Source organism: Tessaracoccus caeni (assembly GCF_029211185.1).
In the GTDB taxonomy this organism is placed as follows: domain Bacteria; phylum Actinomycetota; class Actinomycetes; order Propionibacteriales; family Propionibacteriaceae; genus Arachnia; species Arachnia caeni.
Genome location: NZ_JARGDO010000034.1, coordinates 1 through 13,323 on the forward strand (window position 1 = coordinate 1; position 13,323 = coordinate 13,323).

At 65.4% G+C, this 13,323-nt stretch carries 11 protein-coding genes; 9 read left to right on the forward strand and 2 right to left on the reverse strand.

The genetic code is table 11. From position 1 onward, the window contains the following. The first annotated feature begins 236 nt into the window (after positions 1-236). The 9 genes from P0D62_RS19235 to P0D62_RS18530 all read left to right on the forward strand — a co-directional run bounded on the left by P0D62_RS19235 (position 237) and on the right by P0D62_RS18530 (position 10,289). On the forward strand, positions 237-1,331 hold the full coding sequence (locus P0D62_RS19235) for an RCC1 domain-containing protein (RefSeq protein ID WP_406708283.1): 1,095 nt from the start codon (positions 237-239) through the stop codon (positions 1,329-1,331). A gap of 273 nt (positions 1,332-1,604) precedes the next feature. After that, positions 1,605-2,621 (forward strand): heat-inducible transcriptional repressor HrcA, encoded by a 1,017-nt coding sequence (gene hrcA, locus P0D62_RS18495; protein ID WP_275704013.1) that lies wholly within the window; start codon positions 1,605-1,607, stop codon positions 2,619-2,621. Positions 2,622-2,636: 15 nt separating this feature from the next. After that, the gene (dnaJ, locus tag P0D62_RS18500) at positions 2,637-3,806 is read left to right on the forward strand and encodes a molecular chaperone DnaJ (protein ID WP_275704014.1); all 1,170 of its coding nucleotides are present in this window, start codon (positions 2,637-2,639) and stop codon (positions 3,804-3,806) included. After that, positions 3,803-4,528: a 16S rRNA (uracil(1498)-N(3))-methyltransferase gene (locus P0D62_RS18505; RefSeq protein WP_275704015.1), complete on the forward strand. Its 726-nt coding sequence runs from the start codon at positions 3,803-3,805 to the stop codon at positions 4,526-4,528. The genes dnaJ and P0D62_RS18505 overlap by 4 nt, the downstream gene beginning before the upstream one ends. Then, entirely contained in the window at positions 4,525-5,751 is a 1,227-nt protein-coding gene (gene tgt / locus P0D62_RS18510; protein ID WP_275704016.1) for a tRNA guanosine(34) transglycosylase Tgt, read from the forward strand. The genes P0D62_RS18505 and tgt overlap by 4 nt, the downstream gene beginning before the upstream one ends. A 394-nt stretch (positions 5,752-6,145) precedes the next feature. After that, entirely contained in the window at positions 6,146-8,371 is a 2,226-nt protein-coding gene (locus P0D62_RS18515) for a CHAP domain-containing protein (protein WP_275704017.1), read from the forward strand. 89 nt (positions 8,372-8,460) lie between these two features. Further along, a complete protein-coding gene (locus tag P0D62_RS18520; RefSeq protein WP_275704018.1) occupies positions 8,461-9,651 on the forward strand; it encodes a winged helix-turn-helix domain-containing protein in 1,191 nt (396 codons plus the stop codon). Positions 9,652-9,726: 75 nt separating this feature from the next. After that, the gene (locus tag P0D62_RS18525) at positions 9,727-9,975 is read left to right on the forward strand and encodes a hypothetical protein (protein WP_275704019.1); all 249 of its coding nucleotides are present in this window, start codon (positions 9,727-9,729) and stop codon (positions 9,973-9,975) included. Then, positions 9,972-10,289: a type II toxin-antitoxin system PemK/MazF family toxin gene (locus P0D62_RS18530; RefSeq protein WP_275704020.1), complete on the forward strand. Its 318-nt coding sequence runs from the start codon at positions 9,972-9,974 to the stop codon at positions 10,287-10,289. The genes P0D62_RS18525 and P0D62_RS18530 overlap by 4 nt, the downstream gene beginning before the upstream one ends. A gap of 377 nt (positions 10,290-10,666) precedes the next feature. Here P0D62_RS18530 and P0D62_RS18535 read toward each other — a convergent pair whose 3' ends face one another. Both P0D62_RS18535 and P0D62_RS18540 read right to left on the reverse strand, forming a co-directional pair. Then, positions 10,667-11,122 (reverse strand): CHAT domain-containing protein, encoded by a 456-nt coding sequence (locus P0D62_RS18535; protein ID WP_275704021.1) that lies wholly within the window; start codon positions 11,120-11,122, stop codon positions 10,667-10,669. 295 nt (positions 11,123-11,417) lie between these two features. Beyond that, positions 11,418-13,323, reverse strand: a 1,906-nt coding sequence (locus P0D62_RS18540) for a CHAT domain-containing protein (RefSeq protein ID WP_275704022.1), incomplete at its 5' end; no start/stop codon positions are given.

Here is a 13,323-nt window from a genome sequence, read left to right on the forward strand (position 1 = left end):
TTCATCGTCGAGGTCCTCGGAACAGGGAGTGTGGTAACTCCTGATCCTGAGGGCCTCGACCCCTACCTCAGCACACCACCCTCACCCAGCGTGTCGCCCACCCACCGCAAGTACGAAGAGCCAGTTTAAGCAGCTCCGGCAAACTGACCGGCACTCCGACTGCCGTGGGCGACTTCACGCTTACTTTCGCCGTGACTGACAACGCACGTAGGACGGTGAATAGCGCGCTCAGCCTCGTGGTCCGCAGAGCAACACCAAGTGAGAAGGCCACCCAGATCGATGCCGGAGATCTCCATTCGTGCGCGTCGTTGTCGAGCGGGACGGTGAAGTGTTGGGGTGCCTCAATTCCCGCGCAGGTAGGTGACGCGACGTTCAATGATCCGAACATGCCGGTTTCGGTTGTCGGGTTGTCGGAGGTGACCGCGGTCGCTACGGCGTGGGTTCATTCGTGTGCCTTGTTGTCGGGAGGGACTGTGAAGTGCTGGGGCTTCAATGGCCTCGGACAGTTGGGACATGGGTTCGGTGGCGGTTCGAGGACGCCGGTTTCGGTTGTCGGATTGTCTGGGGTTACGGCCATCGCCGTCGGTAGTTACCAACCTCATTCGTGTGCGTTGTTGTCTAGTGGCATGGTGAAGTGCTGGGGGGCTAACTACAACGGGTCGCTAGGTGATGGGACGGTCGAAGTTCGGCGGACGCCGGTGTCGGTTATCGGATTGTCTGGGGTGACCGCGATTACTGCCGGTGACGATCATTCGTGTGCGTTGTTGTCTAGTGGGACGGTGAAGTGCTGGGGGGATAATAGCGACGGGCAGCTAGGCGATGGGACGGTCGAAGTTCGGACGAGTCCGGTTTCGGTTCCCGGGCTGGTCGGTGTCATCGCACTTGATACAGGGCGGAGTCACTCGTGTGCAGTGCTGTCAGGCGGGACGGTGAAGTGCTGGGGGCGGAACTATGGGCAGCTGGGCGATGGGACTACCTGGCAATGGGAACCGGTGCCGACTACGCCGGTTTCTGTTGTGGATTTATCTGGGGCTGTTGGGGTTGCCGTGGGAAGCGGTCATTCGTGTGCGTTGTTGTCTGGTGGAACAGTGAAGTGCTGGGGAGTGAACCTTGGAGGACAATTGGGCGACGGCACAACCATCAATAGGCTGACGCCGGTTTCTGTAGTAGGGCTATCTGGGGTGACCGCGATTACTGCCGGTCCCGGCCATACGTGTGCGTTGTTGTCTAGTGGGGCGGTGAAGTGCTGGGGGGAGAATAGCTACGGGCAGCTAGGTGATGGGACTACCGAGAGCTGGCTCGTTCCTATTTCGGTTGTTGGAATCGGATAAAGGATGCCGCGTCACTCGGGTTCGCTGGATACGCCGACTCTGGGGGTATCGAGGCTAAATCTGTTCGGCAATTGGGCGGTCTCGCGTTGATGCGGCTGCGTGCGGCGCTATGCCGACGGACGCAGCCGCACTGTTGCGGGATGGGCAAAAAACCCGACGGAATCAGCCGCGTTGAGGTTCGCGACGGGGCCGCGTCGTTGGGCGAGACTGCGGATGGCGCGTTAGACTGGCACTCGCATGGGTCGAGTGCCAACATGCGTAGGAGGAGGTGACATGCTCGACGACCGCAAGCTTCAGGTGCTGAAGGCCATCATCACCGACTACGTCGCCAGCCGGGAGCCCGTCGGCTCCAAGGCGCTGGTGGAGAGGCACAACCTCGACGTGTCCGCCGCCACCGTGCGAAACGACATGGCCGCGCTGGAAGAGGAGGGCTACATCACCCAGCCCCACACCAGCGCCGGTCGCATCCCCACGGACAAGGGCTATCGCCTGTTCGTCGACAAGCTGGCCCGGATCAAGCCGCTGTCGGCGGCCGAGCGTCGAGCGATCGACGCGTTCATGATCGGCGCCGTCGACATCGACGATCTGGTCAGCCGCACCGTGCGCCTGCTGGCGCAGCTCACCCGCCAGGTGGCGATCGTGCAGTATCCGGTGGCCCAAGGGGCGCAGATCAAGCACGTCGAGCTAGTGCAGCTCTCGCCCGATCGGGTGCTGATCATCCTGGTGAAGTCCACCGGGCGCGTAGACCAGCACATGTTCGAGGTGTCGCCCACCGACGTCGAGCAGCTCGTGGAGATGCGCAACCGGATGGCCGAGGCCATGCTGGGTCGCACGATCAGCGACGCGGCCGTGCGCCTGGGCAGCATCGTCGACGCGCTCCCGCCCGAACAGCGCGGGCTGGGGGTCACCGTCGTCACCGCGATGCTGGAGTTGCTCGCGCGCGAGCGTCCGTCCCAGGTTCTCGTGGCCGGCGTGCCCAACCTGGCAAGCTTCGGTGGCACCAACGTCACCCTGCTGCGGCCGCTGCTGGAGGCGATCGAGGAGCAGGTGGTGTTGCTGCAGCTGCTCAGCGAGGCCGCGGGCGACTCCGATCTCACCATCCGGATCGGCCAGGAGAACACCGCCGAGGGCTTCCAGCAGACCAGCCTGATCGCGTCGGGCTACGGCTCCGCGGGAACGCTGGGCGCGGGTCTGGGCGTCGTCGGCCCCACCCTCATGGACTATCCCACTACCATCGCAACCGTGCGGGCCGTCGCCCGTTACGTGAGCCGCTACCTCACTGAAGGCTGAGTCAAGAAAGCACCGATGACTAAGGATTACTACGCCGTTCTGGGCGTCGATCGCGACGCCACCCCGGAGGCGATCAAGAAGGCTTACCGTCGTCGCGCCATGAAGGTGCACCCCGACGTCGCGCAGGACGACGACGCGGCCGAGCGCTTCAAGGAGCTCAACGAGGCCTACGAGGTGCTCAGCGACCCCAACAAGCGGGCGGTCTTCGATCGTGGCGGCGACCCGATGGGCGGCCCCGGCGGGGGAGCGGGCTTCAGCGGCTTCGGCGGTGGGTTCGCCGGCGGTTTCGACTTCACCAACCTCGTCGACGCCATGTTCGGCGCCCAAGGCAGCCGCGGCCCGCGCTCGCGGGTGCGCCAGGGCCAGGACGCGCTGGTGCGCGTGAGCCTGAAGCTGCACGAGGCCGTCTTCGGCGTCACCAAGCCCATCAAGGTGGATACCGCCGTCGTGTGCCCCAAGTGCCACGGCAAGGGCGGCGAGCCGGGTTCCGAGCCGGTGACCTGCGTCACCTGTCACGGGCAGGGCGAGGTCACCCAGATCCAGCGCAGCTTCCTCGGCGACATCCGCACGTCCCAGGCGTGCCCCACCTGCCGTGGTTACGGCACCACGATCCCCAGCCCCTGCGGCGAGTGCTCCGGCGAGGGCCGGGTGCGCTCCACCCGCACCATCTCGGTGCGCATCCCGGCTGGCGTGTCCACGGGCATCCGCATTCACCTGGAGTCCCAGGGCGAGGTGGGGCCCGGCGGCGGCCCCGCCGGCGATCTGTACGTCGAGATCTCCGTCGAGGCGCACGAGACCTTCCGCCGCGACGGCGACAACTTGGAGATGGTGGTAAAGCTCCCGATGACGGCCGCCGCGCTCGGCACCTCCGTCGACCTGGCGACGCTCGAAGCCGAATGGGAGGGTTCCGACCTTGACGAGCGCTCGGTCACCCTCGACGTGCCGGCCGGCACGCAGTCGGGCACCCGGATCTCGATCAAGGGCAAGGGCGTGCCGCGGCTCCGCGGTGGCGGCCGGGGCGACTTGGGCGTCACCCTGCTGGTGCAGACGCCCACCAAGCTCGACGAGCGGCAGCGCGACCTGCTGCGTCAGCTGGCCGAGACGCGTGGCGAGTCCAACCCGTCGGCCGTCGCCCACAAGGGCAAGGGCGGCGTGCTGGGCTGGCTGCAGGACATCTTCTCGTGACGGCTGCCCTCTTCCTCGCCGACTTCGACGACGCCCGCCCCGGCGACGTGCTGGCCGTGACCGGCGACGAGGCCCGGCACGCGGGTGCGGTTAAGCGGATCGAGGTGGGGGAAGAGGTGCTGCTCTCCAACGGCCGCGGACTCGGCGTGCGCGGCACCGTCGACTCCGTGAGCAAGACGGAACTGCGGGTGCGCGTCGACGAGGTGCTGCCGGCGCCTGACGGTCGGCTGGCCGTCACCGCCGTGCAGGCACTGGCGAAGGGCGAGCGCAGCGAGCTGGCGGTGCAGATGCTCACCGAGCTGGGCGCGGCCCGCATCGTCGCCTGGCAGGCGGATCGCTCCATCGTGCGCTGGCAGGGCGACCGCGGCGCCAAGGCCCTGGCCAAGTGGCAGGCCACGGCGCGCGAGTCGGCCAAGCAGTCCCGGCGCTTCGTCGTGCCGGAGGTCTCGGCGGTGACGTCGAAGCAGCTTCCCGCAGCGCTCGCGGATCACGATCTGGTGCTGGTGCTGCACGAGGACGCCGAGACCCATATCGCCGACGTCGCGCTGCCTGGGCGTGGCACCGTCGCCGTGGTGATCGGCCCCGAGGGTGGCATCGCCGACGCCGAACTGACTGCGCTGGTTGATGCCGGTGCCACTGCCGTGCGGATCAGCGATGGCGTGCTGCGCACCTCCACCGCCGGCGCCGTCGCGCTGGCCCAACTGGAGGTGCTGGCCCGATGACCGGCTTCTCCTTCGACGTCACTCAGCGCCTCGACGACCGGCACGGTCGGGCGGGCGTCATCCACACCCCGCACGGCGACATCCAGACTCCGGCGTTCATCGTGGTGGGCACCAAGGCCACGGTGAAGTCGGTGCTGCCGGAAGCGATCAGCGCGCTGGGCGCCCAGGCCGTGCTGGCCAACGCCTACCACCTCTACCTCCAGCCAGGCTCCGATCTGATCGACGAGGCCGGCGGTCTCAGCCGGTTCATGAACTGGCCCGGCCCCACCTTCACCGACTCCGGCGGCTTCCAGGTGATGAGCCTCGGCGCCGGCTTCAAGAAGGTGCTGGCCATGGACACCAAGGGCCTGCAGAACGACGACGTGATCGCCGAGGGCAAGACCCGGCGCGCGCACGTCGACGACGACGGCGTCACCTTCATCTCGCACCTCAACGGCGACAAGCACCGCTTCACGCCGGAGGTCTCGATGGGCATCCAGCACCAGCTGGGCGCCGACATCATGTTCGCCTTCGACGAGCTCACCACGCTGATGAACACCCGCGAGTACCAGGAGCGCTCCGTGCAGCGCACCCACGACTGGGCCATCCGCTGCCTGGCGGAGCATCGTCGTCTCACCGAAGCGCGCGTGGACAAGCCCTATCAGGCGCTGTTCGGCGTGATCCAGGGTGCCCAGTACGAGGATCTGCGACGGCAGGCGGCCCGCGGGCTCGCGGAGCTGGACGTCGATGGCCAGAGCTTCGACGGCTTCGGCCTGGGCGGCGCGCTGGAGAAGCAGCGCCTGGGGGAGATCGTCGGCTGGATGGTCGATGAGCTGCCCCAGAACAAGCCCCGGCACCTGTTGGGCATCTCGGAGCCCGACGACTTCTTCGCGGCCATCGAGCAGGGCGCCGACACCTTCGACTGCGTGAACCCGTCCCGGGTGGCGCGCAATGCCGCCATCTACACCGCCGACGGTCGCTACAACGTGAACACGGCGAAGAATCGGCGCAGCTTCGCGCCGCTCGAGGACGGCTGCGACTGCTACACCTGCACGCACTACACGCGCGCCTACCTGCATCACCTGTTCAAGGCCAAGGAGATGCTGGCCAACACGCTGGCCACTATCCACAACGAGCGCTTCACGGTCCGTCTGGTCGACGACATCCGCGCCTCGCTGATCGCCGGTGATTTCGACGCCCACAAGGAAGAGTTCCTCGGCCGCTTCTATGCCGCGCGTCGCTGATCGTCGTCGCCAAGATCTCGCTCAGAGTTTTGGTTTTTCGTCAGGAAATACTATCTAGTCGAACGGTCTTTTCTTTTGAACTTTGTACAGACAGATGACAAATAAATAGCTGATAATCCCATCATGGTGGCATCGGAGTAGACTTTGGTCGCCCTCTGTGACGTTCTCAATTGGACCTATTGGCAAGAATGAGGGGCGACTTTTGGTCAGGGTCGGCCCTTGTGCTCGACCCCGTTTCATGTCCCAGATCGGGCTGCGGTAGCGTGCTGATCGGCCGACTAAGCCCCCGCGTTGTCGGCTGAAATCATGTTCCCAACTTCTCATGGAGCGATGTCGTATGCCCCCCACTACGCGTCCCCAGTCTCATTCCGGCAGCGGTGTTGGAATGAGGCGAGTGACCAGCCTTTTGCTGACCATTCTCCTGGCGATCGGAATCGCCGGAGTGCCACGCGCCGCCGAAGCGTTGACGTGGTATCGCCCCTTATGCGTCGATTTTGCCGCCTGCAACAGGCTGGGATACGGCAACGACGGCTACGAGTACGTGTACAGGACCACCGGGTACTGGAACATGTACTCCGGGCACAACTGCACCAACTACGTGGCCTACCGCCTTCAGAAGCGCGGCATCAAGCAGTTCACCATCCCCGGTCAGGGCAATGCCCATCACTGGGGCAGGCATGCGCGCAACGCCGGCTACGCCGTCGACATGAATCCGCGTGTGGGCGATGTGGCATGGTGGAACAACACCAAGATGGGCTCCGCCGGGCACGTCGCGATCGTCGAGTCCATCGATCGGGCGGCCGGCACGATGGTGGTGTCCGAGGATCATTGGAGCCTGAAGGAGTTCAACTGGCGCACCTACAGGATCTCGGAGGTGTCCGGCTTCATTCACGTCGGCGGAGACAAGACCGCCCCGGAAGGCCCGACGGCTCCCCTCGTCGAGGCGCCGGCCCCAGTGCTGGATCCCGTGATCGGTTCGGTGCCGGCAATCGCCGGAACGGCGTTCTTCGGTGAGCAGCTCACCGTCGATCCTGGCGCGTGGGACCCTGCAGACGCGACGTTGGCCTACCAATGGCTTCGTGACGGCATGAAGATCTCGGGCGCAACCGGCACCTCCTACATGCTCGCGGCCGAGGATGTCGGAGCACAGCTCACCGTGCGGGTGACGGGCTCCCGAAGCGGCCTGGCCGAGACGGCCATCGACTCGGAGCCCACGGAGACCGTCAAGGGTTTCGCGCAGACCCTCACCGGTGCTCCGACGATTTCAGGCACCGCCCAGGCCGGGGAGGTGCTGACCGCTGATCCTGGCGCATGGGATGCCGACGCGACGTTGGCCTACCAGTGGCTGCGCGACGGAAGCGACATCGAGGGCGCCGAGGAGCCGACCTATGCGATTGCCGGTGCGGACGTCGGAGCCAAGGTGAGCGTCCGGGTCACCGCGTCCAAGCCCGGCTACGACCAGGTCTCCGGCACCTCCACGGCGACGGCGACGGTGAAGGCCGGCACGCTGACGGCGACGCCCACCCCCGCGGTGTCGGGAACGGCCGCCGTCGGCAAGACGCTCACCGCCAAGGGCGGCTCCTGGGAGCCGGCGACGGTATCCCTGTCGTACCAGTGGCTGCGCGACGGAAAGAACATCCAGGGCGCCACGAGTTCGAGCTACACCCTGACCTCCTCTGACAAGGGAACCAAGGTGTCGGTTCGGGTCACGGGCTCGAAGAGCGGCTACACGTCGGTGAGCAAGACCTCGAAGGCCACCGCCAAGGTCAAGACCGGAAAACTCACGGCGACGCCGACGCCCACCATCTCCGGAACGGTCCGGGTGGGCTACACCCTCACGGCGAAGACCGGAACCTGGGCTCCCTCAAAGGTCACCCTGAGCTACCAGTGGCTGCGCGACGGGAAGCCGATACAGGGTGCGACGAAGTCCACCTACATCCTTACCGCCAAGGATCATGGCGCCAAGATGTCGCTGCAGGTGAAGGGTGCCAAGAAGGGCTTCTCCTCCGTCTGGAAGACGTCCAAGAAGACGGACGCGGTGAAGCCAGGGTGGCTGTGGAACACCCCGGTGCCGACCATCTCGGGCTCGGCGACCGTCGGCTCCAAGCTGACGGCCAAAGCGGGCACCTGGACCCCTGGAAAGGTGACGCTGACCTATTCCTGGCTGCGCGACGGGAAGGTCATCGACGGAGCGACGAAGTCGACCTACACGCTCACCCCGTCCGATAAGGGGACGAAGATCTCGGTGCAGGTGAAGGGCTCGAAGACCGCCTACACGACCGCTTGGAAGACCTCCAAGCAGACCGCGAAGGTGAAGGGCATGGCGCTGGAGAAGACACCCACGCCCACCGTCTCGGGGAGTGCGATCGTCGGTGAGACTCTGACAGCGAAGGCCGGCACGTGGGCCCCGTCGCCGGTGAAGCTGACCTATCAGTGGCTGCGGGGCGGTGAGCCGATCGACGGCGCGAACACTGCCACCTACGTGGTGACCGGCGCAGATCAGGGCTCCACCCTCGCCGTGCAGGTGACGGGCTCGAAGAGCGGCTACTCGTCGGTGACGACGGTGTCGGCGGTCTTGGCGGTCATTCCCAGCCTGGGACTGCCTGCAGCGCCGGCGTGAGTCGAGGGTGGTGCGGGCTGACACGATGGTGTCGGCCCGCACCGCCTTTTCTGTCGGTGGGTTCTGCAACGATGTCTCACGTGGCAACGATGAAGCTGACCCAAGATGCGGCGCGACGGATGGCCCTGGCGGCCCAAGGACTGCACAGGCCCAGGATCGAGCGGCCGTCGTCGTCGCGCGCGGTGGCGACGGGGCTCCGTCGGCTGCAACTGCTGCAGATCGACTCGGTGAACGTGCTGTCGCGCGCGCATTACATGCCGCTGTTCTCGCGTCTCGGCGCCTACGATCGCGCCCAGCTGGATCGACTGACGTGGAAGGCCCCGCGCAAGGCCGTCGAGTTCTGGGCTCACGAGGCCTCCTACATCGCGCCCGAGCACTTCACCCACCTGCTGGCGTTGCCCCGTCGTTGGTTCTTCACCCCGGAGAACGACGAGCGCCTCACGGCCGGCGGGCTCGGCCAGCGGGTGATCGGGCTGCTGCACGATGATGGTCCGCTCACCGCCCGCCAAGTGGCCGACCGGCTGGGCCACGTACCCAAATCCGGAGCCGGCACCTGGTGGAGCTGGTCCCAGACCAAGACGGTGCTGGAGGTGCTGTTCGGGCGTGGCCTCATCGGTGTGGCGGGGCGAAACGCCCAGTTCGAGCGCTGCTACGCGCCCATCGAGAAGGTGCTGCCGGCTGACGTTTCGACGGTCGCCAATCCCGATCTCGACGACGCCGTCGACACCCTGATGATGGCCGGTGCAGATGCCCACGGTGTCGGTACCGTCCGCTGCCTGGCCGACTACTTCCGGCTCCCGATCAAGACGGCCACCCAGTCGGCGGCGCGGCTGGTCGCGCAGGGACGGTTGATCGAGGCGGAGGTGTCAGGATGGGGCACTCACCTCGTGCATCCCGACGCGGCCCGCCCGCGCAAAGCTGAGGGACGGGCGCTGCTCAGTCCGTTCGACTCGATGGTCTTCGAGCGCGCCCGGCTGGAGCGCATGTTCGGCTTCTACTACCGGATCGGCATCTACACGCCCAAGGAGCAGCGTACCCACGGCTACTACGTGCTGCCCTTCCTGCTGCGCGACCGCTTCGTCGCCCGGGTCGACCTCAAGCTCGACCGCGCCGCAGGCAAGCTCCTAGTCAAGGAAGCCCATGCCGAGCCCGGTGCTCCCGACGACACCGCCCACGAGTTGGCTGCTGAGCTCCACCTGATGGCCACCTGGATGGGAGCCGACGACGTCCTCATCGACCACGTCGGCGACCTCGCACCGGCGTTGTCCCGAGCGCTGTAGGCCCGATATAGGCAGACTTGCTGACCCAAGAGTCTGACTCTTTTATCAGACTCAGGTGCGACGTATGATGTGCGCATGAGCCGTACGACCATAGCCATTCACATGGAGACACGTGCCCGCCTCAAGGCAGGCGCGGCCCAGCAGGCGGAGAGCATCGATGGTTTCCTTCGTCTGCTGCTGGATGAGCATGAGCGAAACCAGTTCTGGGGATCCTTCGCCGACGTGACGCCCGACGAGTACGCCTCAGCGGTAGCCCGCGATGGCGACGATCTGAATGAAGACTTTGAGATGGAGGATCGGCTGCAGGAAGCCGAACGGCAGTGAGTGTTCCGGTCCCACGTCGCGGCGACGTGGTGTGGGTCTCGATGGAGCCCACCCAGGGCCGCGAACAGCGTGGCCATCGTCCGCATCTCGTTCTCTCGGACGAGCGGATGGCCACCAATCTTGGTCTAGTGATAGCGGTGCCGATGACCAGTTCCCGACGCCCGTGGGCCACTCGTGTCGAGCTGGCAGAGGGCTCCTATGCCATCGGTGAGCAGCCGCGCACCCTTTCGGTCGCGCGGATCACCAAGGTCGACCGCACCGGTTACGACGTCGCTCCAGTGGTCCGGGTGATCAGGATGCTGCTGGGCGACTGACGCCGTCGGCGCACGGGTTCCCGAATTCGTCAAAATGTTAGAGGCCTAGAGCCCGAACAAGGCCGAGGATAGTATCGATATTGGTGCTGCGAGGATGTCGGAGGAGGGACACAGTGAAGAATCCCGATCACTACACATACCGGGTGCGCTGGTCCGCCGAGGACGGCGCATTCGTGGGAACGGTCGCGGAGCTCGTCTCCCTCTCGTGGTGCGCCGAGAGCGCTCCGGGTGCGTTGGAAGGCATCAGGCGCATGGTCGATGATGTGCTTCAAGACATCACGTCGTCTGGAGAGGAACCTCCCATCGCGCCCTTCGGCTCCTCAATAGGCCCGCGGCCGGCCGACTCGGCAGGGAGCGAAGATTGACGGCACCCGTTCTCACCTGAGACGGGCCCGTGGCACAAGGATGAGATCTGGGTTGCCCAGGATCTGTGGGGCCTGGCCGAGCAGCTGGGGAGTGTCTGCGGAGGCCGATGTCGCCGCCGCGCGCACTGACGCGCCATCCAAGAGTTCGCGGTAAAACGCCCCGCTGAACGATCTGGCCGCGTCATCGTCGATGGCCTCTGCCCAGTAGAGGATCGTCGTCGCCCATGTGCCGAGCAGCGTTGCCAAGACTACGCAATTGCACATATTCAAGACCAGAAGTCGGGGCCCCTTCGTCACCGTGAGCAGCGCTTCCGAGAACAGTTCGAAAGGCACCCAATTGATTTCGCCATCGGTGTGTAGCGCCACCTGTTCTTCGTCGGTGTGGGCGCAGATGTGCAGCACTGTGGGGAGATCCTGACGCAGATGCGCCGTCAGGGTACCGACGCTCACGGACGAGCGCTCGGTCATAGGGGTGCCGCCGAGTACCTCTCGAACGAAGGCGACCTCCCTATCAAACCGGTTTCCGTTGGCGCTGGGGTCTCCGGTGGCAATCAGAATGCTCCAGATTGGCTGTGGAGCGGGGCGTGACCTATCCGGTTCAAGCGGGAGCCACAGGCCAAGCGGTGCTACGTTTTCGCTGTAGTGCCAGCGGTCCAGGGAGAGGGACTCGGCGCGCGGAGCCGGAGCCACCTCTGTGCGGCGTGGGTTGTCCCTATTTGACGACGGGCGGATGAGCCTCGGTTTCAGAGGGTCTGCCCATCCCTCATTCGGCTGTGACATCGGCGTCCGGCCCGGCGGGTGGCGTCAGTGCGTCGGCGAGGGCTACCAGCGAGAGGGGGAGATCGGGGTGATCGCGGAGCAAGATCCGGAGCCGCCTCACTGCCGCTTTGGCCTGTAGGGGTGTCGCGTGTCTGCGCGCCTGTTCGAGCAGAGCGGCGTCGGGTGCCCAGTCCTCAGCCTGGTTGCTGGCGATGGCGTCGAAGACCAGCAGCAGATAGGCCGCGTTGAAGGGCCGCTCCCTCAGCACCGGGGCGGCGAGGAGCAGGGAGTGCAGCGCTTCCCAGTCGCGTTTCTCGACGAGTTCGTTTCCGAGGTCTGCCGCGGTGTCGGCGTCTTCCCGCGCTACGTAGGCTCTTTCGATCCCGATGGCTGCCGACAATGACAGCAAGCCATAGTGCTGCCGGAAAAGTGGATCATCTCCATACTGGGCAAACCATTCCCGCGCGTCCCGATCTTCAAGGAGGTGGCGATGCTGGGCGAGGAATCGTTCTGATTCCCGCCAGGTGCCGGTGCTGAGCCACGCGGTGAGTTCTTCTTCGCGGGTGAAGTGTCCACGCGCTTGCGGCAACACATTGTCTGCACCGTGTTTCTCGATCTCGTCGAGAAGGGTCTCAAGCAGGCCGAGTCCCTCCACCTCCGGGTGCTGGATGCGTAGCGTGCCGAGGAGCGTTCGTTCCTCCGGGCCGCTCAGACGATCGAGGTGCTGCTCAAGGAAGAGTTCCCGTTCTGCCCACGACGCGCAGTGCAGCCAGCGATTGCAGACGTCGACAAAGGCATCGGGCACCGGCGTCAGTATCCACGGTGGCAGCGCGGTGGTGAGCCTCTCCGCGAGATCGGGGCGTTGCTCAAGGACGGTGGCAACGACGCCTATGAGTTCCCTCCTGGCCTCGCCTATGGGCCTGGGATCCTCAGATTCCTCAGCGACAAGCGTGGCTGCTGAGGCACAGTCCTCCACGATGAGAGAGGACGTCTCATTCGCGTCCTCACGCGCGAGAGACCACCGGACCCTCGCCATGAGAAGGCGGGCACGCGATGCGGGGGACAGTCCATCCCAGCCTTCCGCGAAGACCCGAGACGCTGTCGGTATGCCCTCGGCATCGGCGCGTTGGTTGGCTTGGTTGTTCAACGAAGCGGCGAGGTAGGGGAGGAAGGCGGCGGGGTTGGTTTCGGCGAGTTGGCGGTAGTGGGTGATGGCTTCGTCGATGGTCTGGAGTGCAGCGGTACGGTCCCCGACCTCGGAACGAATGGTGGCTTGGTTGTTCAACGACATGGCGAGGTCGGGGAGGAAGGCTGCGGGGTTGGTTTCAACGAGTTGACGTCTGATGGTGACGGCTTCGTCGATGGCTTCCAGAGCACCAGCACGGTCCCCGACTTCGGCGCGTTGGTTGGCTTGGTTGTTCAATGAGCCGGCGAGGTTGGGTAGGAAGGCTGCGGGGTTGGTTTCGGCGAGTTGGCGGTAGTGGGTGATGGCTTCGTCGATGGTCTGGAGTGCAGCGGTACGGTCCCCGACCTCGGAACGAATGGCGGCCTGGTTGATCAATGAGCCGGCGAGGTTGGGTAGGAAGGCTGCGGGGTTGGTTTCGGCGAGTTGGCGGTAGTTGGTGACGGTTTCGTCGATGGTCTGGAGTGCAGCGGTAAGATCACCCACCTCCGAGCGCATGGTGGCTTGGTTGTTCAACGACATGGCGAGGTTGGGTAGGAAGGCGGCGGGGTTAGTTTCGGCGAGTTGACGTCTGATGGTGACGGCTTCGTCGATGGCTTCCAGAGCACCAGCGCGGTCCCCAGCCTCGGAACGCTGCTTAGCTTGGTTGTTCAACGACATGGCGAGGTTGGGTAGGAAGGCTGCGGGGTTGGTTTCGGCGAGTTGACGACTGATGGTAACGGCTACA